General features: G+C 70.3%; 22 protein-coding genes. 11 read left to right on the top strand and 11 right to left on the bottom strand.

The genetic code is table 11. The features are described from left to right. Positions 1-348 carry a tetratricopeptide repeat protein gene (locus ACFWXC_RS19300; protein WP_384480170.1) on the bottom strand — a complete coding sequence of 116 codons (348 nt, stop codon included), beginning with the start codon at positions 346-348 and terminating at the stop codon, positions 1-3. 213 nt (positions 349-561) lie between these two features. Between ACFWXC_RS19300 and ACFWXC_RS19295 the strand changes: the two genes are divergently transcribed. Continuing rightward, on the top strand, positions 562-1,410 hold the full coding sequence (locus ACFWXC_RS19295; RefSeq protein ID WP_384480168.1) for a chitosanase: 849 nt from the start codon (positions 562-564) through the stop codon (positions 1,408-1,410). A 68-nt stretch (positions 1,411-1,478) separates the two neighbouring features. Here the strand turns inward: ACFWXC_RS19295 and ACFWXC_RS19290 are convergent, their stop codons facing one another. Genes ACFWXC_RS19290 through ACFWXC_RS19280 form a run of 3 tightly spaced genes read right to left on the bottom strand, consistent with a single transcriptional unit; the run spans position 1,479 to position 3,459 of the window. Further along, complete coding sequence (locus ACFWXC_RS19290) at positions 1,479-2,285, bottom strand: SAM-dependent methyltransferase (RefSeq protein ID WP_384480166.1); 807 nt, start codon at positions 2,283-2,285, stop codon at positions 1,479-1,481. 41 nt (positions 2,286-2,326) lie between these two features. Further along, positions 2,327-2,587, bottom strand: coding sequence for a DUF397 domain-containing protein (locus tag ACFWXC_RS19285; protein WP_351704161.1), 261 nt, complete (start codon positions 2,585-2,587; stop codon positions 2,327-2,329). Further along, positions 2,584-3,459, bottom strand: coding sequence for a helix-turn-helix transcriptional regulator (locus tag ACFWXC_RS19280; RefSeq protein ID WP_351704158.1), 876 nt, complete (start codon positions 3,457-3,459; stop codon positions 2,584-2,586). The genes ACFWXC_RS19285 and ACFWXC_RS19280 overlap by 4 nt, the downstream gene beginning before the upstream one ends. Positions 3,460-3,691: 232 nt before the next feature. On the opposite strand from ACFWXC_RS19280, the gene ACFWXC_RS19275 reads away from it, so the two are divergent. Next, positions 3,692-4,132, top strand: coding sequence for an ATP-binding protein (locus ACFWXC_RS19275; RefSeq protein ID WP_384480164.1), 441 nt, complete (start codon positions 3,692-3,694; stop codon positions 4,130-4,132). Between the two features lie 210 nt (positions 4,133-4,342). On the opposite strand, the gene ACFWXC_RS19270 is transcribed toward ACFWXC_RS19275, so the two are convergent. Both ACFWXC_RS19270 and ACFWXC_RS19265 read right to left on the bottom strand, forming a co-directional pair. Continuing rightward, positions 4,343-5,332, bottom strand: a complete 990-nt coding sequence (locus tag ACFWXC_RS19270; protein ID WP_384480162.1) for a LacI family DNA-binding transcriptional regulator — start codon at positions 5,330-5,332, stop codon at positions 4,343-4,345. Positions 5,333-5,526: 194 nt separating this feature from the next. Next, positions 5,527-6,342 (bottom strand): sugar phosphate isomerase/epimerase family protein, encoded by an 816-nt coding sequence (locus ACFWXC_RS19265; protein ID WP_384480160.1) that lies wholly within the window; start codon positions 6,340-6,342, stop codon positions 5,527-5,529. A 303-nt stretch (positions 6,343-6,645) separates the two neighbouring features. Here ACFWXC_RS19265 and ACFWXC_RS19260 point away from each other — a divergent pair, with 303 nt between their 5' ends. The 9 genes from ACFWXC_RS19260 (at position 6,646) to ACFWXC_RS19220 (ending at position 16,085) form a co-directional block, all read left to right on the top strand. Then, the gene (locus tag ACFWXC_RS19260; RefSeq protein ID WP_384480158.1) at positions 6,646-8,109 is read left to right on the top strand and encodes an ABC transporter substrate-binding protein; all 1,464 of its coding nucleotides are present in this window, start codon (positions 6,646-6,648) and stop codon (positions 8,107-8,109) included. Positions 8,110-8,159: 50 nt separating this feature from the next. After that, positions 8,160-9,179 carry a carbohydrate ABC transporter permease gene (locus ACFWXC_RS19255; RefSeq protein WP_384480156.1) on the top strand — a complete coding sequence of 340 codons (1,020 nt, stop codon included), beginning with the start codon at positions 8,160-8,162 and terminating at the stop codon, positions 9,177-9,179. After that, positions 9,179-10,054: a carbohydrate ABC transporter permease gene (locus tag ACFWXC_RS19250; RefSeq protein ID WP_384480154.1), complete on the top strand. Its 876-nt coding sequence runs from the start codon at positions 9,179-9,181 to the stop codon at positions 10,052-10,054. The genes ACFWXC_RS19255 and ACFWXC_RS19250 overlap by 1 nt, the downstream gene beginning before the upstream one ends. 5 nt (positions 10,055-10,059) lie before the next feature. Beyond that, complete coding sequence (locus ACFWXC_RS19245) at positions 10,060-11,280, top strand: hypothetical protein (RefSeq protein WP_384480152.1); 1,221 nt, start codon at positions 10,060-10,062, stop codon at positions 11,278-11,280. Continuing rightward, positions 11,277-12,275, top strand: coding sequence for a hydroxyacid dehydrogenase (locus tag ACFWXC_RS19240; RefSeq protein WP_384480150.1), 999 nt, complete (start codon positions 11,277-11,279; stop codon positions 12,273-12,275). Before ACFWXC_RS19245 ends, ACFWXC_RS19240 begins: the two co-directional genes overlap by 4 nt. Then, the gene (locus ACFWXC_RS19235) at positions 12,272-13,249 is read left to right on the top strand and encodes a D-2-hydroxyacid dehydrogenase (protein WP_384480148.1); all 978 of its coding nucleotides are present in this window, start codon (positions 12,272-12,274) and stop codon (positions 13,247-13,249) included. The genes ACFWXC_RS19240 and ACFWXC_RS19235 overlap by 4 nt, the downstream gene beginning before the upstream one ends. Positions 13,250-13,275: 26 nt before the next feature. Then, positions 13,276-14,409: a mandelate racemase/muconate lactonizing enzyme family protein gene (locus tag ACFWXC_RS19230; RefSeq protein ID WP_384480146.1), complete on the top strand. Its 1,134-nt coding sequence runs from the start codon at positions 13,276-13,278 to the stop codon at positions 14,407-14,409. A 74-nt stretch (positions 14,410-14,483) separates the two neighbouring features. After that, the gene (locus ACFWXC_RS19225) at positions 14,484-15,284 is read left to right on the top strand and encodes a polysaccharide lyase family 7 protein (protein ID WP_384480145.1); all 801 of its coding nucleotides are present in this window, start codon (positions 14,484-14,486) and stop codon (positions 15,282-15,284) included. A 222-nt stretch (positions 15,285-15,506) separates the two neighbouring features. Beyond that, positions 15,507-16,085 (top strand): DUF3455 domain-containing protein, encoded by a 579-nt coding sequence (locus ACFWXC_RS19220; protein ID WP_384480143.1) that lies wholly within the window; start codon positions 15,507-15,509, stop codon positions 16,083-16,085. 124 nt (positions 16,086-16,209) lie between these two features. On the opposite strand, the gene ACFWXC_RS19215 is transcribed toward ACFWXC_RS19220, so the two are convergent. The 5 genes from ACFWXC_RS19215 to ACFWXC_RS19195 are packed head-to-tail and all read right to left on the bottom strand — an operon-like array spanning position 16,210 to position 20,472. Continuing rightward, positions 16,210-17,157, bottom strand: a complete 948-nt coding sequence (locus ACFWXC_RS19215) for an endo alpha-1,4 polygalactosaminidase (protein ID WP_384480141.1) — start codon at positions 17,155-17,157, stop codon at positions 16,210-16,212. Continuing rightward, entirely contained in the window at positions 17,154-17,816 is a 663-nt protein-coding gene (locus ACFWXC_RS19210; protein ID WP_384480139.1) for a spherulation-specific family 4 protein, read from the bottom strand. The genes ACFWXC_RS19215 and ACFWXC_RS19210 overlap by 4 nt, the downstream gene beginning before the upstream one ends. Continuing rightward, positions 17,813-18,706 (bottom strand): NAD-dependent epimerase/dehydratase family protein, encoded by an 894-nt coding sequence (locus tag ACFWXC_RS19205; protein WP_384480138.1) that lies wholly within the window; start codon positions 18,704-18,706, stop codon positions 17,813-17,815. The genes ACFWXC_RS19210 and ACFWXC_RS19205 overlap by 4 nt, the downstream gene beginning before the upstream one ends. 7 nt (positions 18,707-18,713) lie before the next feature. Next, positions 18,714-19,427 (bottom strand): NDP-sugar synthase, encoded by a 714-nt coding sequence (locus ACFWXC_RS19200; RefSeq protein ID WP_384480136.1) that lies wholly within the window; start codon positions 19,425-19,427, stop codon positions 18,714-18,716. Between the two features lie 43 nt (positions 19,428-19,470). Continuing rightward, positions 19,471-20,472: a GDP-mannose 4,6-dehydratase gene (locus ACFWXC_RS19195; protein WP_384480134.1), complete on the bottom strand. Its 1,002-nt coding sequence runs from the start codon at positions 20,470-20,472 to the stop codon at positions 19,471-19,473. Positions 20,473-20,500: the final 28 nt, after the last annotated feature.

Raw genomic sequence — 20,500 nt, 5'->3', positions numbered from 1 at the left:
TCACTCCTGCGGGAAATCCCCTGCCAGGGCCGAGGCGAGACGCAGATGCGGCTCCGCCTCCTCGTGCCGGGCCTGCCGCTGGAGCGTGCGGCCCAGCATCAGCCGGGCGTAGTGCTCCACCGGGTCGCGCTCCACGATCTCGCGCAACTCGGTCTCGGCGCGGCCCAGTTGGGCCGAGTGGTAGTAGGCGCGCGCCAGCAGCAGCCGGGGTCCGGTCTGCTCCGGCACCTCCTCGACCAGCCCGGCGAGCACCCGCGCGGCGCCCGCGTAGTCCTTGGCGTCGAAGAACAGCTGGGCGCGGTCCCAGCGTTCGGCGAGAGTTCCCTGGTCGTAGTACGTGGTGTCCACTCGTGACCTCCTTCGGGGGCGTCAACGGAGCGAGGTAGTTGAATATTCCACCACTTGGTCGGTGCGGATCCGGCCGCCGCGCAGTGGTCCGTACCTGTCTTGTTCGACTCTACGAACTTTCCGCGTGACGGGTACACATCACCGGCGAGCTCTGATAGGAAACCTTCCTAATAGTGGATCCCAGTCCACCCCCCACCACCTTCTGGAGCCCACGTGAGGCATCCGAACAACCCCACGACGACCCCTGCCACGACCTCCCGGCGCACCCTGCTCGCCCTGCTCGGCGCGTCCGCGGCCGGCGCCGTACTGCTGCGTCCCGCACACGCCTCGGCCGCCTCCGCCGCCGTGAGCTGTGTGGGCCTCGACGACCCGGCGAAGAAGGAGATCGCCATGAAGCTGGTGTCGAGCGCGGAGAACTCCTCGCTCGACTGGAAGGCGCAGTACAAGTACATCGAGGACATCGGCGACGGCCGCGGCTACACCGCCGGGATCATCGGATTCTGCTCCGGCACCGGCGACATGCTCGACCTCGTACAGCTCTACACCGACCGCAAGCCCGGCAACGTCCTCGCCAAGTACCTCCCGGCGCTGCGCCGGGTCGACGGAACCGACTCGCACTCCGGCCTCGACCCGAACTTCCCCGCGGACTGGCGCAAGGCCGCCCAGGACACGGCGTTCCAGCAGGCGCAGAACGACGAGCGGGACCGGGTGTACTTCAACCCCGCCGTGCAGCAGGGCAAGACGGACGGGCTCGGCACGCTGGGGCAGTTCGCCTACTACGACGCCATCGTCATGCACGGCGACGGCGACGACTCCACCAGCTTCCGCAACATACGCAAGCGCGCCCTCGGCAACGCGAAGCCGCCGGCGCAGGGCGGCAACGAGGTGACCTACCTCAACGCCTTCCTCGACGCGCGGGTCTGGGCCATGAAGCAGGAGGAGGCCCACAGCGACACCACCCGGGTCGACACCGAGCAGCGGGTCTTCGTGCGCAACGGCAACCTGTGCCTGAACACCCCGCTGGACTGGAAGGTGTACGGGGACAGCTACCACATCGGCTGACCCGGTCCCGGGGCTGCCTCGGGCTGTCGTACCGCCGTATCACCGTGCGGTACGACAGCCCGTCCGTGCTACGGCTTGATGCCCACCCCGGTCCACAGGCTGACCTCCGCGTCGGTGGCGGTCGGTTCGCCGTCCGGGCGCCAGCGGTGGCCGACCGAGACGCCGGGGTCGAGCAGTTCGAGCCCGTCGAAGAAGCGCGCCACGTCCTCGCGGGAGCGGAACTGCACCGGAGTGCCGGCGCCGTTGTAGATGTCCGTGACCTTCTGCCAGGTGGCCGGGTCGAAGTCGGGCGTGCAGTGACTCAGGGCGAGCGCGCTGCCCGAGGGGAGCACGGCCAGCAGCCGGCTGACGATGCCGTACGGGTCCTGGGCGTCCGTGACGAAGTGCATCAGGGCGTTCAGGGACAGCGCCACCGGCCGGTCCAGGTCCAGGACCTCGGACAGTTCGGGAGCGTCGAGCAGCGTCTGCGGGTCGTTGACGTCCGCCTCGATGTAGGTGGTGCGGCCCTCCGTCGTGCTGCGCATCAGACGCTCGGCGTACTTCAGGACGAGCGGGTCGTTGTCGGCGTACACCACCCGTGCCTCCGGGACCACGGACTGGGCCACCTGGTGCAGGTTCGGCTCGGTGGGGATGCCGGTGCCGATGTCCAGCCACTGCCGGATGCCGTGCTCACGGGCGAGGACGCGGGTGGCGCGGTGCATGAAGGCGCGGTTCTCGCGGGCGCAGACGAAGATGCCGGGGTAGGCGGACGCCACGGTCTCGGCCGCCTGCTTGTCGATCTCGAAGTGGTCCTTGCCGCCGAGGTAGTAGTCGTACATACGGGCGGAGTGGGGCCTGCTGGTGTCGATGTCCCGCGCCGCGTGCGAGGTGGTCATCCTGAACCTTTCGGAGGGGGTGTCTGGGGGGGAGGGGGAGGTCAGCCGGTGGTCAGATGGTCGGCGAGGCCCCGCTTGACCCCGGCGACGAACGCCGTGATCTCTTCGGGGGTGTAGATCAGCGCGGGGCCGGCGGGGTCGGTCGACTGGCGCAGCGCCACCCGGCCGTCGGCGAGCTGCTTCGTCTGCACGCACTGACCTCCGTTGGGACCGCTCCAGGGCGACTCCCAGCCCTGCTCACCGAGGTCCGAGGCGGGCATGCCGTTGTACACGTCGTGGGCACTGCCGTCGATGATGGTCATGCGTACTCCTTGCGCATGCGGTTCAGGAGCGCCCTGCTCTGCGCGTCGGAGGTCAGCAGGGACATGCGGTTGTGCGCCTCCAGATGGGCGACGACGTCGGAGCGCTGGTCCAGGTACATCGCGCCGGAGAGGATCTCGCTGTAGACGACGTCGGGAAGCTCGGGCTCCTCGAAACGGAAGTAGGTGAACGGGGCGCACGCGCCCACGTGGGCGCCGGCGGTGAACGGCACGACGTCGACGCTGACGTGCTCCAGCTCCGAGACCTCCAGGAGCCGTTCGATCTGCGTCCGCATCACCTGGGGGCCGCCGACCACCCGGTGCAGGACGGCCTCCTCCATGACCACCCACAGGGTGGGTGCGTCGGCCCGCTCCAGCAGGGCCTGCCGGCGCAGCCGGAGGTTCACGCGCCGTTCCAGGTCCTCGTCGCGGTCGTTCGGGAAGCCGCCGCTCAGTACCGAACGCGCGTACTCGGGGGTCTGCAGCAGCCCTGTGGCGTAGTGCGGCTCGTAGGTGCGCAGGGTCTTCGCGCCGGTCTCCAGGCTCACGTAGGCGCTGAACCAGGTGGGCAGCACGTCACGGTAGGTGTGCCACCAGCCGGGCTCGTTGGCGCGCTCGGCGAAGGCGACGAACTCGTCGGTCTCCTGCCGGTCGGCGCCGTAGGTCTCGAGGAGTTTCTCGACGTAGAGGGGCTTGAGCGCCACCTCCGCCTTCTCCAGGCGGCGGATGGTCAGGGGGGCGACCCGCAGCGCCCGCGCCGCTTCGTCCAGTGAGACGCCCGCTTCCTGGCGCCGCTCCTGGAGCCTGCGGCCCAGGATCATGCGCAGCACGGTGGGCGCACTGGCGCTGCTCGCGTTCGACCGGCCTTCGCTCACGCCCGACCTCCTGAGGGAACGTCACCGGTACGAGTTTGACAGGCACTTGATGAAGCGACCACACCGACACCGGCATGCTGAAATTATCAGGGAGTCGGTTGCAGGGTGAACCCGACTGCGCGCATAGTTACTTGAGTAAATCGCGGTCACGCTCACGGGCAACGTACGTCTCCCGCGCGGACGTTGCTCAGCTCCGCCTGCTCCCCGCCGCCGCCTCACGGAAGGCAACCACGTGTCCCCCCACACGACTTCCCCGCTCGACCTGTTAGACGTCGTCGACCCCGACCAGGCGCACTGGATCGAGCTGCCCTCGCACCGCTCCAGCGTCAGAGTCGCCCGCCGCTCCATGAGAGAGCGCCTGAGTGCGTGGGGGATGCCCGGTGAGCTGTGCGAGGACGCGGTGCTGCTCGTGTCCGAGCTGGTCACCAACGCCATCCGCCACACGTTCAGCGTCCGCATCATGTGTGGCATGGGCATGATCACCGACGGCTGTCTGCGACTGGAGGTGCACGACCACGACTACGCGCGGCGAGGTCTGCTCCGGCGCGAGCCGGGCCCTGACGACGAGGGCGGCCGGGGACTGCTGCTCGTCGAGGAACTCGCCGACTCCTGGGGCGTCGACCGGTCCCGGCTCACCAGCGGCCACGCCGTGTGGGCCACACTGACGCCCTGACACCGGCGCCGGGCACCCAGGGGGATGGACGGGTGCCGGGCGGGCGAGTGGGGGACTCGCCCGGTCCGACTCTGCGGAGAACCGGCAGAGCCGGCGCCGACCCCGGTGAGCACGGTCGCCCCTTGTAGGGGGAGGGCGACCGTGCTCACCGGGGTACAGGTGCGCCGCTGGGCGTTCCGACGAGATGCGCCGACTCGACGCCCGAGGTCCTCAACGCGGCAGCGGCACGGGCGGCGCGCTGGTGTGGCGTACGCGGAGCCGCATCGGGATGTACTGGGGTTCGGCGTCGGCGCCGCCGGCCATCAGGGTCTCCAGCTTCTGGGCGGCCTGGCGCCCCAGTTCGTGCCGGGCCAGGGAGACGGTGGTGAGCCGGCGTGAATGGGGCAGGTCGTCCAGGGAGATGTCGTCGCAGCCGATGACGGACATGTCGTCGGGGATCCGCAGCCCCGACTCCTCCAGGGCGGCCACCGCACCGAGCGCCACCAGGTCGTTGTAGGCGACGACGGCGGTGACGTCACGGTCCCGCGCCGAGCCGGCCGCTTGGTAGCCCTGCCGCGCGGTATGACCGCAGGGGATGACCGAGACCTCGACGCCGAAGGCGGCCGCGGCGTCGAAGGCGCGGATGCGTTCGGTGTTGGCCCAGGAGGCCTCGGGGCCGCTCAGATAGGCCACCCGGCGATGCCCGAGCTGGGCGAGGTGGCCGCAGACCAGGGTCATCCCCCCGTAGAAGTCGGCGGAGACCGAGGGGAGGCTCAGCCCGGGGACGATCCGGTTGACGAGTACCGCGGGGTGGCCGCGCCCGGCGAGGTCGACGAGCGCGGAGCGGTCCATGCGGGGAGAACACAGCAGTACGCCGTCGCAGCACCGCATCAGCTCCTCGGCGAGTTCGTGCTCGCTCGCCGGGTCCTCGTCCGACTCCATCACCATCACCCGCCGTCCGTGCGAGCGGGCCACGGCGGAGACGGATTTCAGGACATCGGGAAAGTACGGATTCGACAGGTCGGGTACGAGCACGCCGATGGCACCGGCCTCGCCACGAGCGAGCCCCTGGGCAGCGGCGTTGGGACGGTAGCCCAGTTCGGCGACCGCTTCCTGCACGCGGCGCACCAGTTCGGGGTCGACCCGGGCCGTGCCGTTGAGAACCCGGGAGACGGTGGAGGTGGACACCCCTGCCGCCGTGCCGACGTCGTTGATGGTCACGCGTCCGTGGCGTGGTGCCTTCCGCGGGGCGGACCCGCTCGTCGTACGCGTCGCCCCGGACCCGTCGGACGTGCCTTCCGGAGGAAGAGCCGGGTCCGCGGAGGAACCCGGGTTCGCTCTCGTCCCCGGTGCTTTCGAAGTAGTCAATCCCAGCCCCCAGTCGCCCTTGCTCCTCGGCCAGCGTAGTTCGTCGTTCAGCGTGCCGACGGTGCGACGGCCGGGTCGGACCGCAGCTCGCGCAGGTACGTCAGGTCCCGGCGGACCGCGGCGAACGGATCGTCGGTCGGATAGTGGACGTGCAGGGAGAGCGGTCCGGTGTAGCCGAGATCGGCGAGACCGGACAGGATCGTGGGCCAGGGGACGACTCCGCCGTCGGCGAGCGGCTGCCAGCGGCAGCGCCAGCCGTCACGCGTCCCGTCCGGTTCCCACACGGCGTTCTTCACGCCCACGCAGCCGACGCGGTCCGGGCCGCCGAGTGTGCCGAGGGTCAGTCGCCAGTTCTCGCTCCCTTCCTTGGCCTGGTTCCCGGGGTCGGGGTGGACGAGGACGTCGTCACGGTCGGCCAGCAGCCGCAGGGCGTGCGCGGCCGAGGGGTGCAGCGTGCCGTGGTGCAGCGCGAGCACCGGCCGTACCCCATGACGGGCCGCCAGCTCGGCGAGGCCCGCGAGGTCGCGACGGGCCCGGTCCAGCGCGGATCGGTGGTCGGACGCGGCGTCGTAGCGGTAGAAGCCGACGCGCATCCGGGACACGCCCGCCTCGGCGCAGTGCCCGATGACGCGTTCGGCCTCGCCGTCCGCCGACGTCAGATCCGTGCTGACGAGGCCTACGTCAAGTCCGTTGGCGCGCAGGGCCCGTGCCGTCTCCGCGAGGCGCCATGACATGTCAGGACTGACGGTCTGTCCGTCCCTGACCAGCAGATCGGCACCGTCCGCGCCGGCCTCCGCCAGCCGGTGGGCGAGTTCCTCCGGCGGCAGCGCACCGAACGGTTTGGTGAGGACGAGGACGCGCACGACGTACTCCCTTCCGGCGACGCCGAAGCCCCGGGCGGGTCCAGCGGCCTCCGAAGATCTGTGAAAGCGTTCCCTCAGTCTATCCTCCGCCTTCGTCTGAGATCGTTTCTCTCCATAACATCCCAGCTCACAAAGGAATTTGACGATCGAATGGCAGAGCGGCGTGAAACAAGCCTTGTGAAAACGCTTGCTCGACCAGTTGAGGCGCCCTAACGTCATCCGCGCTTCAGTCCCGAGGCCGACATGGCCGGCAAGGCCTATGTCGCCACCAGAGCCGCCATCTCGACAGAGCAGGAGCCGACCATGGGGACAGGACAGAGAGCGAACGCATCCCGGATCGGCAGGCTGGCGCTTGCGTCCGTGGTGCTGGGGCCGCTGCTCGCGGCGTGCGGCGCGGGCTCCGGTTCGTCCGGGACCACCCTGAAGATCTGGGACTACTCGGCCGAGCAGACGGACCTCCACAAGAAGGTCGCCGAGGAGTTCCACCGGCAGCACCCCGACATCGACGTGCAGTGGCAGTCGATCTCCCAGGACGAGTACAAGCGGACCCTCCCGCTGGCGTTCCAGAGCGGCCAGGGCCCGGACATCTTCTACTGGAGCGACAACGGCCCGCTGGCCATGTCACAGCTGCTCGACCAGAAGTGGATCCAGCCGCTCGACGGCGGATCCGCCCTGCCCGCGAGCTTCACCAAGCGCTGGCCCGAAGGCTCGTTCATCAACGGGGTCAACCAACTCGACGGGAAGACATACGGGTTCCCCCTGTCCGAGAGCACCTTCTGGGGTCCCGGCTACATGTTCCTCAGCAAGAAGGTCTTCAGCGACGCCGGACTCGACACCACGAAACCGCCGAAGACCTGGTCCGAACTGAGCAGCACCTGCGCACGCATCAAGGCGCGGACGAAGGCGTACTGCATCGCCTCGCCCAGCAAGGACGTGGACTTCCAGCGCATCTTCTACGCGCTCGCCTCCGGCACGTACACCTTCAACGACTGGTTCTTCGACTACCGGAAGGGCACGTTCTCGCTGGCCGAACCGCAGGCGCAGAAGGTGTTCGCGTTCATCCAGCAGCTCAAGAAGGACGGCTACCTGGCGCCCGGCACCAACGACAAGAACTTCTCCCGTCAGCAGTTCGCCTCGGGACAGGCCGGCATCATGATGGACGGCACCTGGCTGCCCCCGGTCCTCACCTCGCTCGGCATGAAGTCCTCCCAGTACTCCGTGGCTGCCCATCCCGTTCCGGACCCGGGTGCCACCGGCGCCCTGTGGAGCCAGCCCGACGGCAACAAGTACTGGGTGAGCGCGAAGTCCAAGCAGGCGAAGGCCGCGTGGACCTTCCTCAACTGGATGACACAGCCCGACGGTTACTTCGCCAAGGAGTACCTCCAGGGCGGTTTCGGGACGCTGGCGTTCGCGGACAACGCCCGCTACATCACGGACCCCGCCATCCGGCAGATCATGAAGATCGCCGAGCGGCCCGGGTACCGGGTCAGACTGCCGCTCCCGGTGACCAAATGCCCCGACCTCGTGAAGTCCAAGGCCTACGTCAAGGCCATCGGTGAGCGGCCCACCTGGGAGTACGAGGCGATGTCGGGTGCCCTGAACTCCGGTTCGGCACTGAAGCCGGAGGCCGAACGGATCGTCTCCGAACGGCAGAAGACCCTCACGGACCAGCTCAAGAAGGAAGCGGCCGAGGGACTGAAGGTCTCGCCGGCCTGCTTCACCTTCCCCGACTGGTCGTACACCTCCGACTACCGGAGCGCCAAGTAGCCGGTCCGGCACCGGACATCGGATGCCGACCAGAACCGTAAGGACGTCACATGGCCCTCGCGCCCACCGGCTCGCGTCCGCCCGACGCGGCCCCCAGCAGCACCCGGCCCGCCAGGGCAGAGCGCCGGCCCCGGCCGAAGGGACCACCTGAGGGGAACCGGGAGCGCCCCGCAGGGCGCGACCGGCTGTGGGTGGCCGCCTTCCTCGTGCCGTTCATCCTGCTCTACGCCGGTTTCACGCTCTGGCCGCTGATCGCGACGGTCTACTACTCGTTCTTCGACTGGTCGGGCACCGGACCGCTCGACCAGTTCGTCGGCGGCGACAACTACCGCCGTCTCCTCAGCGATCCGCTGTTCTGGCAGGCCGTCGTCAACACCCTGCTGTTCGCCGTCGGTACGACACTGATCAAGCTGCCCCTGTCCCTGCTCGCCGCGCTGGTGCTGACCAGGAAGTGGCTGCGGGGAAAGAAGGTGCTGCGCACCGTGTTCTTCGCGCCGCTGATCATTCCCGTGGCCATGGCCGGCCTGGTCTTCACCTATCTGCTCAACCCGTCCAACGGTGCCCTCAACTCCGCGCTGCACGGACTCGGTCTCACCGACGGCACGACCGACGTCTTCGCCGACCGCTGGACCGCGATGCTGGCACTGATCCTGATCTCGGTCTGGCAGGTCTTCGGGCAGTACATGATCTACTGGATGGCCGCGTTGCAGAACGTGCCCGACGAGCTGTACGAGGCCGCGGCCCTCGACGGGGCCGGCGAGTGGCAGAAGCTCACCCGGATCACACTGCCGATGATCCGTCCCGTGGCCGTGGTGATCGTGATGCTCGCCCTGGTCAACGCCATGCACGTGTTCGGGCTCGTCGTGACGCTCACCGGGGGCGGCCCCGGCACGAGCACCTACGTCGTCTCGTACTTCATCTACCGGCAGGCGTTCGGCTCCCTTCCCTTCGCCTACGGATACGCGTCGGCCGCCGCACTCCTCTTCTCGGTCATGGCGTTCCTCCTGGTGACCGGTCAGGGGCTCTTCGTGCGCCGGGCGCAGAAGCTGCGAAAGGAGTACGGAGTCTGATGTCCCGTTCCGAACCCGGTCCTCGCCCGCCGGCACGATCCCGGCTGCTGTCCCGGCCCGGGAGGGCCAACCTCGTGGCGCTGCCCCTGCTGATCGTGGTGGGGCTGGTCTGGATCTATCCGTTCCTCTGGATCGTCACGGGGGCGTTCAAGACACAGAACGGGCTGTTCACCGGGGGTGCCAGCCTCGTTCCCGACCAGTGGAACCTGGACAACTTCCGCCGGGCGTGGGTGGACGCCGGATTCTCCAGGTACTTCTTCAACACGGTTCTCTACGCGGTCGCGTCCACCGTCGTCGAACTCTTCAAGTCGGCGCTGTGCGGCTACGTCCTGGCCCGTTACGAGTTCCCCGGACGAAAGCTGCTGCACCGCCTGATCGTGGCCACGTTGTTCGTACCGGTCGCCTCCATCATCATCCCGCAGTTCGTCCTGGTGGAGCGGCTCGGCCTGCTGAACACCCGGGCCGGAGTCATCCTGGCCATGTCAGGCGCCGCGGGAGCCCTGTACGTACTGCTCTTCATCGGGTTCTTCTCGAGCGTACCGAGCGACCTCTTCGACGCGGCGAAGCTCGACGGTGCCGGCTTCCTGCGCACCTTCCGGCTGGTCCTGCCTCTGGCGAAGCCCGTCATCGCGGTGGTCGTCATCTTCCAGTTCATCACCAACTGGAACGAGTTCAACATCCCGTTGGTGTTCACACTCGGCCAGCCGGACCTGCAGAACCTGGCGGTCGGAATGCTGTCCTTCAAGGGCGAGCACGCCGTGGACTGGACCGGATTCGCCGCCGGAATGACGCTCTCCGTCGTCCCGATGCTGATCGTCTTCGTCTTCTTCCAGAGTTACTTCGTGCGCGGCCTGGCCGGCGCCACCAAGGAGTGATCCCCGTGACGACCGAGCCGCCCGGCTCCGCAGATCTCGACGGCACCTTCGCCTACACCTGGGACCTGGTGGGCGACCCTGCCGCGGCCGAACGCATTGCCGCGCTCGGTGTGGGGACCGTGGTCCTGCAGGCCGCCTATCACTCGGTGCGCGCTCTGACGCCGTACCACCCCGTCCACCGCACCGTGCATGCCACGCACGCCGCCGCCTACTTCCCGCTGGACCGGCGCCACTGGGATGGCATGCGCCTGACACCCGCCGTGCCGGGCTGGGGCGTCGACACCCCGGACCGGTTCGGTACGGCGGCCTCGGCTCTGCGCAGCCAGGGTCTGCGGATCGAGGCCTGGCTGGTCCTCACCCACAGCACGGCGCTGGGGGAGCGGGCACCGGAGCTGACGGTGCGCAACGCGTTCGACGAGCGCTACGGGTACGCCCTGTGCCCCGCGCAACCCGAAGTGGCCTCCTACATCACGCAGTTGGTCCGCGCGTTCTGCGCACGTCATGACGTGGACGAGGTGCCGGCGCTGATGCTGGAGGCCTGCGGGTGGCTGGGCTTCGAGCACGGCAGCCACCACGAGAAGACAGCGGGCGCCGATCTGAGCCGGGGCTGCCGCGACCTGCTCTCGGTCTGCCTGTGCGCTGCCTGCCGCAAGGGGATCGAGGCCGCAGGAGCAGACCCCTCCGCGATCGCCCACGTGATACGTCGCACCGTCGACGCGGAACTGCGCGACGGCGCCCGTGCCCCGCGTCTCCTCGCCGAGTCGTTGGGGGAGCGGGCCGCCAGGGCTGTGCTGCGGCACCGGCAGTCGGTGGTCGGGGAACTGACCCGGCGGATCACGGCGGTGGCGCCCGGCCGGGAGATCCTGCTGATGGCGGACGGCGATCCGCAGGCCACGGGTCCCGACAGCGGCCTGGACCTGGGCCGGTTCGACGGCCGGGCGACCGCCTTCGTCATCAAGTGCTGGGACGACGAGGACCGGGCGGTGACCCGCATCGAGGAGGCGGTGCGGGCCGGAGACCGGCCGGTCATCGCCAATGTGTCCGTGCTGGACGGGGACCCCGCCCATGTCGCCGGGAAGACGGCCCGACTCCGCGCCGCGGGAGCGCGAGCCGTTCGCTTCTACCACGCCGGACTGGCCTCACCCGCCCGCCTCGGCGCACTACGCCTGGCCAACGCACAGGAGGCGGCCATCGCCGTCACCTCGACAACGGAGGGAGCAGCGTGACGCACAAGCCGCTCACCGGACTGTACGTCATGGACCCGGAGCGCTTCGACGACGTCTACGGACCGACCGAACGCACGCGGATAGAAAGCCACTTGACCATCACGCACCCACCGTACGCCGCGCACGACCTACCGACGGACGTGCTGAAGACGGTCGATGTGCTCGTCACCGGCTGGGGCGCCCCTCGGCTCACCGCCGACCTCCTGGAGAGTGCGCCCCGGCTCGGTCTCGTCCTCTACGCCGCCGGCTCGGTACGCCCCCTGGTGACCGGGGCGGCCTGGGCGCGCGGGATACGGGTCTCGTCCGCCGGCACGGTGATAGCCGACAAGGTGGCCGACTTCGCGCTCTCCCAGATCCTGTATGCCCTGAAACACGGGTGGCGCTACGTCCTCACCGCGCGGCGCACCCGGTCCGCGGCCGTCCGCCAACGCGAACCCGGCACCACCGGAGCCACCGTCGGGCTCGTCTCCCTCGGCGCCACCGGGCGTGCCACCGCACGGCTCCTGCTCCGCCACGACGTGCGCGTACTCGGGCACGACCCGTATGTGTCCGACACGGACGCCCGTGCCCTCGGGGTCGAACCGGCCTCGCTGGGACGGGTGTTCGCCGAATGCGACGTGGTGAGCCTGCACGCCCCGCTGGCCGAGGGGACCCGCGGCATGGTCGACGCACGGCTGCTGCACTCCATGCGTCCCCATGCCACGCTGGTCAACACCGCACGGGGCGGCCTGATCGACGAGGCCGCGCTGGTGACCGTGCTCGAGGAGCGGCCCGACCTGTTCGCCGTCCTCGACGTCACCGACCCCGAACCGCCCCGTCCCGGTTCCCCGCTCTTCGACCTGGACAACGTCGTCGTCACCCCGCACCTCGCCGGGAGCCTCGGCCCGGAACGGCGGCTGCTCGGCCGGGCCATGGCCGAGGAACTGACCCGGTACGTCGCCGGCCGTCCGCTGCGTCACGAGGTGACCGCCACGGCGCTGGAGCACGCCGCATGAGCGCGGCCGCCTTCACCCTGGTCATGGTCCCCCCACTGCCCGACGAGACACTCGACTGGCCCGACAGGCTCACCGACGCCCTGCCGGGAATCGAGGTCGTCCGCCCCGAGCGCCCCGAGGACGTGCGGACCGCACTCGCGCGCGCCGATGCCGCGTACGGCACGCTCGCCCCCGAACTGCTCGGCTCGGCAGGCCGGTTGCGGTGGCTGCAGGCCCCTCAGGCGGGACCGCCCCCCGGCTTCTACCACCCGGCGCTCGTACGCCATCCGGTCGAGGTGACCAACATGCGGGACACCTACACCGATCACGTCGCCGCGCACACGATGGCACTGGTCCTGGCCCTCGCCCGGCAGCTCCCGCGCTATGTGCGGGACCAGGCCGCCGCCACCTGGGCCCCGGACTGGTCGGACAACGCGGTGATCCCGCTGGGCGAGGCACGGGCGCTCGTCGTCGGCGCGGGTGCCGTCGGAGCCGAGACGGGGCGCCTGCTCGCCGCCTTCGGGACCCGGGTGGAAGGCATCGACCCTCGCGTCACCACTCCACCGTCCGGATTCGACCGGGTCCAGCCGCCCGACCACCTGGACCGCATGCTCCCGTGGGCGGACATCGTCGTCCTCACCGTGCCCCACACCCCTCGGACGGAGGGGTTGATGGACGCGGACCGACTGGCATCGATGAAGCCCGGAGCCTGCCTCGTGAACGTGGGCCGCGGCCCGACCGTCCGCCTGGACGACCTGGTCGCGGCGCTGGACGGGGGCCGTCTGCGCGGCGCCGCCCTCGACGTCATGGAGGACGAGCCGCTGCCGCCGGACCATCCGCTGTGGCGCCACCCCAAAGCACTGATCACTCCCCATGTGGCGGGGGCCGGACCGCACGCCGCGGAACGCAGGTTCGAGGTGCTCCTGGACAACGCGCGGCGGTTCGCCGCCGGACAGCCCCTGACCAACGTGGTGGACAAGTCGCAATGGTTCTGACAACGCCGGCCGAGAGCCGGCCCGCCGTGACCGTCGAACGTGTCGAGACGTTCACGGTCGCCCTGCCCGCGCTGCGGGACTTCGCGGTCGCGGGCGGCGGGGTGACCGCCCGGGGACGTCCCGCCGTCCGGGTGCTGGTCAAGGTCACCGCATCGGACGGGAGCACGGGGTGGGGCGAGGCGACACCGATTCCCTCCTGGACGTACGAGACCACCGAGTCCATCGTGTCGACCCTGACCCGGTACCTGGGGCCTGCCGCGACGGGCCTGCCGCTGTGGGACCTCGACGGACTGGTGCGGACCTGCGACCGTACGATCCGCGGCGGCTGGTCGACCGGGATGCCACTGGCCCGGGCCGCCCTGGATGTCGCGTGGCACGACGCGCTCGCCCGGTCCCGCGGTATCTCCCTCGGCGAGTTGTGGGGCAGACGACGCCACGGCACCGTCGACCTCTGCTGGATCGCCACCGGCGCCGGTCCGGGCGCCGTCGCCGACGCCGTCGCCGAGGGGCAGGCGCACGGTTATCGCCACTTCAAGATCAAAACGGGACTCAGGGCCGGCCCGGACCTGACCGAAGAAGTGGCCCGGGTGAGAGCGGTACGCGAGGCGGCCCCCGACGCCACCCTGATCGTCGACGCGAATCAGGCCGGCACCCAGGACTCCGCACTGCGCTTCGCCCGGCTGCTCGCGCAGTTCGACATCGCGGCCCTGGAACAACCTCTGCCCGCCAACGACATCGAGGGACTGCGTCGCCTGCGCGACCTCAGCCCGGTCCCGATCGCCGTGGACGAGAGCCTGCGCCACCCGACCGACCTGGCCACGTTCGTCCGCAGGGGCGCCATCGGGATCGCCGTGGCCAAGGTGCAGCGCTGCGCCGGACTCACCCTGGCACTGCGCCAGTGCCAGCTGGCCGAGGACTGCGGTGTGGCGCTGATGGGATCGGGGCTGACCGAGTCCGACATCGGCCTCGCCGCCTCCCTGCACCTGTTCGCGGCCCACGACCTGACCGCCCCCGCCGACCTCAACGGCCGGCAGTTCCTGAGCAGCCCCTACGCCACCGGATCCGTGATCCGGGTGCGCGCGGGGGTGGCCGAGGTGCCGTCCGGCCCCGGCCTCGGTATCGGCATCGACGAAGGGATCGTACGCGAGCTCGCCCGCTGAACCGCAGCGGCGGGCGCCTGACCGGCAAGTCCCCACCCGGGCCGCGTCGTGGCCCGCACAAGAAGGAGTCGCACATGAAGCAGCACGCACGAGCGCGCAGGACTCCCCGCCGCGCTCTCGTCCTCGCCGCCGCGCCCGCACTCGCCGCCGGCCTCCTGGCCTCGGTGCCGAACGCGTCGGCCGCCCCCGCACGTCCCGCGGCCTGCCCCGCACCGGCCGCGGCCGTCGGTCTGAGCAAGGCATGGAAGCTCCAACTCCCCCTGCCCGACAGCGACGGCGATCCCGTCGAGATCAAGCAGCCCGCACTGGCGACGTACAACAACGCCCCCTGGTTCACCACTGCCGCCAGTTGCAACGCGATCCTGATGCGGGCCGCCGTCAACGGCGCCACCACCAGCAACACCGGCTACCCGCGGTCGGAACTGCGCGAGATGACCTCGGACGGCTCGTCGACGGCGAGCTGGTCGTCCACCTCGGGCACCCACACCATGGTCGTCGACGAGGCCATCACGCACCTGCCCCAGGTCAAGCCGCACGTGATGGCCGGACAGATACACGACTCCTCGAGCGACGTCACGTCGTTCCGTCTCGAGGGGACCAGCCTCTACATCACCTCGTACAACACCACGCACTACAAGCTGGTGACCTCCGACTACAAGCTGGGGGACCGCTTCCAGGGGAAGTTCGTCGCCCACGACGGGAAGGTCGACGTTTACTACAACGGCACGCTCAAGGCCACCGTCACCGCCAGGTTCAGCAGCGGCTACTTCAAGGCCGGCGACTACACGCAGGCGAACTGCGGCAACTCCTCGCCGTGCGCCAACTCGAACTACGCCGAGGTCGCCCTGTACGGGGTCAAAGTGACACACACATGAGCTGTGCTGTGACAACGCGGCCATCAGGGGTCCCCCACCTCTGGTGGCCGCGGCCCGTTCCGCATCAGCGGCCGGCGGCGTCTCCTTTCGTAATTCTTACGCCCGGTGCTCGGAAGCGAGAGATCCATGAACCCGCTCCTACGATCAACTCGGCGGCGAGTGGCGGCTGTTCACGCCTGAGCGCCGCCTTCGACGCACCCTTCTACAGGTGGAGCAATTCTCATGCGGATCTTCAGCAATCGGGCGACTCTGGCGAGTGGCGCCATCGTCACCGCCGCCGCCGCGGTGGTCTGCGCCGCGGCGGCCAGTCAGGCATCGGGCAGGCCGGCGGCTCACATGCACGCTGCTCCTGCGGCTGTGACGTCGATTCCGCCGCAACTGCAAGTACCGGCCGGCAACGAGAAGATCGCCGAGTTCGACGCGCAGGGCGTGCAGACCTACGCGTGCACCGACGGTGCCTGGACGTTCGTCGAGCCGGCCGCCACGTTGTCCGATCCCCGGGACTGGCGTCACCGGCCGGTCGCCCTCCACTCGCGAGGCCCCGTGTGGGTCTCCACGGTGGACGGAAGCGCCGTCAACGCCTCCGCGGTGCCCGGCGCGAGCGTCCCCCGTGACAAGGCCGTCCCGGAACTGCTGCTCAAGGCGACGGCCAACCGCGGCAGCGGCGTCTTCGGCTCGGTCTCCTACGTCCAGCGGCTGAACACCCGTGGAGGCCTGGCCCCCACGGGATCCTGCTCGCAGGGGGCGCAGGCCGGCGTGCCCTACTCGGCCACGTACGACTTCTACGCGCCTGCTCAGTAGCCAGGCCGAGACCACCCCGTCGGCACCCCCGGCCACCGGTCCCGCAGGTCGACGACCTGCGGGACCGTCTGCTGCCGCCCCGCATCCCCCACCGATTCGTCGGTCGGACGCCGGCCCAGGCTGGTCAGCAGGGCTTGCGCCACACCCCCAGTTCCAGCTTCTTCTGCATCGACGACAGACCCAGCCGCCGGGACTCGGCGCAGAAGGCACTGGTCGGCTCCTCGTACTCCACGTGGAAGACCGCCTTGCCCGCCTTGACGAACGGGGCGAGGCGCGCGCACTCGTCGTACTGGGCGCACTCCTCGTTGACCGCGAAGTCGAAGTCGGCGAGCAGTTGCGGGATCTGCGGGAGGTCGTTCTTCAGGCCCACCGACATCCCGCGTGCGTGCGCGATGTCCGCGATCATGCGGTTGTAACGGAGCTGGTCGGCGGCGGTGAGGTGGAACCCGGTGTCGTTGCCGTACCCCTCCACCAGGTCGGGCTCGACCGCGTCGAAGCCCTTGTCGCGGCACATGTCGAAGCGCCGCTCCATGATCGGGCGCAGCACGGACAGCTTGCGGATGTCGAGCCAGCGTTCGCCGGCCCAGCCGTTGGTGCTGCCGAGCACCGAGCGCGGGAAGTCGTCCTTGTCGGGCCGGAAGTTCTCCCAGGCGCCGACGTTGACGTAACAGATGACCTTCCGGCCGGCGGCGTGCAGCCGGGCCACGTCCGCCTTGGAGTTCTCGAAGCCGTCGATGTCGTAGACGGGCACGTCCACCGTCGGCTTGACCTCTCCGTCCAGTTGCCACTGCCAGGCCAGGCCGGGCCCGGGCTTCCAGCGGGACTTGGCGGGGCGTGCCCCGGCGGAGTCCGTCGGCGCAGGGGTGGGAGACGCCGGGCGGGTGGTGGCGGACTTGGACGGCGTGGCGGTGGGGGTCCCGGCCGGCGTGGTGGGGGAACCTCCACGCGCGGTCGAGGAGTTCGCGGGCCCGGAGGGGGCCTTTGAGTGCGCGGAGGGCGAGTCCCGGTGTGCGGAGCAGCCCGCCAGGAGCCCCGCCATGACGGCCGCGGTGAGCACCACCCGTGCCCTCATAACTGCGCCCCCGTCAGCGCCGGAGTCAACTGGGCCCAGGGATTGGGAGGTTCGCCCGTCACCGGGCCGCACACCGCCGCGCCCCGTTCGTGCGCGGTGCGTACCGCGAGCGGGACGAGGGCCTCGGGCACACCGTAGACCAGGTGGCACAGCCGCTCGGGTGGTTGCCGGGCGGCCCATGCCGGTCTGCTGAACGCCGAGACGTATGTCGACCAGTGCCCCTCGAAGGTGACGGTCAGGTCGGCGAGACGGATGTAGCCCGGCGCCGGATGGACGCCCGGGTTGAGGACGACCGTCCCGGCGCCCGACCTGCGTACGGCGCGCACCAGCCGGCGGCAGGCGGGCAGCGCCTCCGGAGTCGCCGTCACCCGGTCGAGAAAGCAGCCGTCGGCCGCGTACCACTCCTCGTGCCGGCGCACCTCCTCGGTGACCTCGGCCGGTCCGCGCATCCCGTAGTCGGTGTCGACGTACCCCAGGAGGAGCGCCCCGGCCGACCGCAGGGCGTCGGCCGCGGCGGTGAACGCCGGGTCGGGGCGTTCGCCGGGGCCGTTGGCCGGGTTGAGGACCACACCGTAGGTGCCCCGCGCGGCGGTGATCAGGCGGTGCCAGGCACCCGGGTCCTCGGCCGGGTGCACGTACAGCGGAATCAGCAGGCTCACCGCGTACCGTCGCTCTCCCACAGCGCGGCCAGCGCGTCGTCCAGCGTGTGCGCCGGGCGCCAGCCCAGGGCCCGTTCGGCGGCGGAGATGTCGGAGCACTGCCACGACACCCGTGCCGACCGCACCGAGCCGCCCGTGCTCTCCTCGATCCGGCCGCGGAAACCGGCCCGGGCGGCCAGCGCGTGGACCAGCTCACGTACCGGGACGGCCCGGCCGCCGCCGACGTTGAGGACGGGCGGCGGCGGACCGGCAGCGGTGGCCGCGAGGACCACCGCACGGGCCACGTCCCGGACGTCCACGAAGTCGCGGTACGCCGACAGGTCGCCAAGGCGCAATACCGCCTCCGGGTCCGGACCCGCCTCGCGCAGCAGCGCGGTGATCCGGCCGGGCAGCGAGGCGGCCGGCGCCCCGGGCCCCACCGGGTTGCCCACCCGCAGCACCACCGCGTCCAGGCCGGACGAGGTCACCGCGACCGTGCCCGCCAGCTTGGTCGCGCCGTACGGGGCCGCCGGGCTGGTCGGCGCCGACTCGGCGACCGGGGCGTCCGGGATGCCGGGGCCGTACTCGGCGGCCGAACCGAGGTGTACCAGCCGGGCCGCCGGGGCCGCGTCGCGCAGCGCGGCACACAGCACCGCCGGGCCGCGGGCGTTGACCTCGGCGAGCCCCACCGCGTCGCCGCCGGTCGCGCCCGCACAGTTGACCACGGTGTCCGGCGCGACGGCCGCCAGGGTCTTGGCCAGCTGCTCCGGGCGGACGGAGGCGAGGTCGACGCGGCGGTCCGCGCCGGCCGAGCGGCCGCCGCCGAGGACCTGCGCGCCGGGTACGGCCCGCAGTCCCGCGGCGACATGGGTGCCCAGATAGCCGGAGTGGCCCAGGACGAGAATGCGCATGACGAGCTCAGGCTCCCTTGAGCAGAAGCGACTTGCGGGTGGTGAACTCTGCGTTGGCCCGGTCGTAGTCGTCCGGTCGTCCGATGTCCAGCCAGTACCCCTCGAACTCGTAGGCGTGCGGAGGAGTTTCCGCCTTGAGCAGATCCAGCACCAACTCGTCGAAGCCGAGCGGGAGTCCGGGCGTGTACTCGTCCAGCGTCGCACGGGACAGCCCGTACACGCCCATGGAGACGTGGTAGTCCATGCTCGGCTTCTCGGTGAACGCCACGACCTTGCTGTCGTCGGTGGTCAGCACCCCGAAGTCGATGTGCACCTTGCGGGCGTACGTGGCGATGGTCAGCGGCGCGCCGGAGCCTCTGTGCCGCTCCAGGACGTCGGCGTAATCGAGATCGGTGAGGATGTCGCCGTTCATCACCAGGAACGTCTCGGGCAGCCGGTGACGCAGGTTGAGCAGCGGGCCCATGGTGCCCAGCGGGCTCTCCTCGGTGGCGTAGTCGACGGTCAGGCCCCACTGGGAGCCGTCGCCGACGTAGGCGCGGATGATCTCGCCGAGGTGGCCGATGGCCAGGGTGACGCTGGTGAAGCCGGCGCTGGCGAGCTGGCGCAGCACGATCTCCAGGATCGCGTGCTGGTCGCCGATGGGGACGAGCGGCTTGGGCAGCGCGGTCGTGTAGGGCCGCAGCCGGACGCCCTTGCCTCCGGCCAGGATCACTGCGTGCATGGGGCTCCTCCTTCGTGTACGTGCGCAGACGTGCCGGACGAGGTCAGATGTTGTAGATGCCGGTCTTGTACCGGGCGAGGTTGGCCGGTTCGCGGAAGAACTCCACGGTGTGCGCGAGGCCCTCCTCCAGGGAGTGGCCGGGCCGCCAGCCGGTCGCCGCGGTGAGCCGGCTCGCGTCGGCGACCAGCCGCATGACCTCGGAGCCCGCGGGCCGGATCCGGGCCTCGTCCTCGCGGACGTCGACGGCGGTGTCCATCACCTTGCCGATCAGCGCGACCAGGTCGCCGATCGAGATCTCCCCGCCGGTACCGGCGTTGAAGGTACGGCCCACCACCTGCTCGGCGGGCGCGGTGCCGACCGTCAGGAACGCCTGGGCGGTGTCCTTGACGAACATGAAGTCCCGGGTGGGACGCAGATCGCCGAGCGTGATGGTGCGCTCCCCGGCCGCCAGCTGACCGATCACGGTGGGGATCACCGCCCGCATCGACTGGCGTGGCCCGAAGGTGTTGAACGGCCGCAGCGTCACCACCGGGGTGTCGAAACTGGCGTGGTAGCTGTCGGCGAGGCGGTCCCCGCCGGCCTTCGAAGCGGCATACGGGGACTGGGTGTTGATGGGGTGGTCCTCGGTGATCGGCACGGTCTGGGCGGTGCCGTACGTCTCACTGGTAGAGGTGTGCACCAGCCGGGGCGTGCCGAGCGCGCGGACCGTCTCCAGCACGTTGAGCGTGCCCGTGACGTTGGTGTCCACATAGCTGTGCGGGGCCTGGTAGGAGTACGGGATCGCGATCAGCGCGGCCAGGTGGTAAGCGGTGTCGGCGCCTTCCAGGAGGCCGCGGACCGAGCCCGGGTCCCGGACGTCACCGAGGACGATCTCCACCTGGTCCAGGACGTCCTGGGACAGGGTCTCCAGCCAGCCGTAGGAGGAGAAGGAGTTGTACTGGGCCATGGCCCGCACCCGGTGCCCGGAGGCGACCAGCGCCTCGGTGAGGTGCGAGCCGATGAAACCCTCGGCCCCGGTGACGGCGGCGAGCGGTGCGGAGGTCAACTGTCGTTTCCTTCCGGTCGGTTGTGCA

The organism is Streptomyces sp. NPDC058683 (assembly GCF_042716195.1).
Lineage (GTDB): Bacteria > Actinomycetota > Actinomycetes > Streptomycetales > Streptomycetaceae > Streptomyces.
This window is presented reverse-complemented; position numbering and strand designations above follow the sequence as displayed.

Excerpts from the sequence above, each read along its gene's own strand:
- ACFWXC_RS19220 (WP_384480143.1), top strand. The coding sequence starts at position 15,507 with ATGCGGATCTTCAGCAATCGGGCGACTCTGGCGAGTGGCGCCATCGTC.
- ACFWXC_RS19205 (WP_384480138.1), bottom strand. The coding sequence starts at position 18,706 with ATGCGCATTCTCGTCCTGGGCCACTCCGGCTATCTGGGCACCCATGTC.
- ACFWXC_RS19290 (WP_384480166.1), bottom strand. The coding sequence starts at position 2,285 with ATGACCACCTCGCACGCGGCGCGGGACATCGACACCAGCAGGCCCCAC.
- ACFWXC_RS19225 (WP_384480145.1), top strand. The coding sequence starts at position 14,484 with ATGAAGCAGCACGCACGAGCGCGCAGGACTCCCCGCCGCGCTCTCGTC.
- ACFWXC_RS19285 (WP_351704161.1), bottom strand. The coding sequence starts at position 2,587 with ATGACCATCATCGACGGCAGTGCCCACGACGTGTACAACGGCATGCCC.
- ACFWXC_RS19250 (WP_384480154.1), top strand. The coding sequence starts at position 9,179 with ATGTCCCGTTCCGAACCCGGTCCTCGCCCGCCGGCACGATCCCGGCTG.
- ACFWXC_RS19215 (WP_384480141.1), bottom strand. The coding sequence starts at position 17,157 with ATGAGGGCACGGGTGGTGCTCACCGCGGCCGTCATGGCGGGGCTCCTG.
- ACFWXC_RS19260 (WP_384480158.1), top strand. The coding sequence starts at position 6,646 with ATGGGGACAGGACAGAGAGCGAACGCATCCCGGATCGGCAGGCTGGCG.
- ACFWXC_RS19255 (WP_384480156.1), top strand. The coding sequence starts at position 8,160 with ATGGCCCTCGCGCCCACCGGCTCGCGTCCGCCCGACGCGGCCCCCAGC.
- ACFWXC_RS19235 (WP_384480148.1), top strand. The coding sequence starts at position 12,272 with ATGAGCGCGGCCGCCTTCACCCTGGTCATGGTCCCCCCACTGCCCGAC.
- ACFWXC_RS19200 (WP_384480136.1), bottom strand. The coding sequence starts at position 19,427 with ATGCACGCAGTGATCCTGGCCGGAGGCAAGGGCGTCCGGCTGCGGCCC.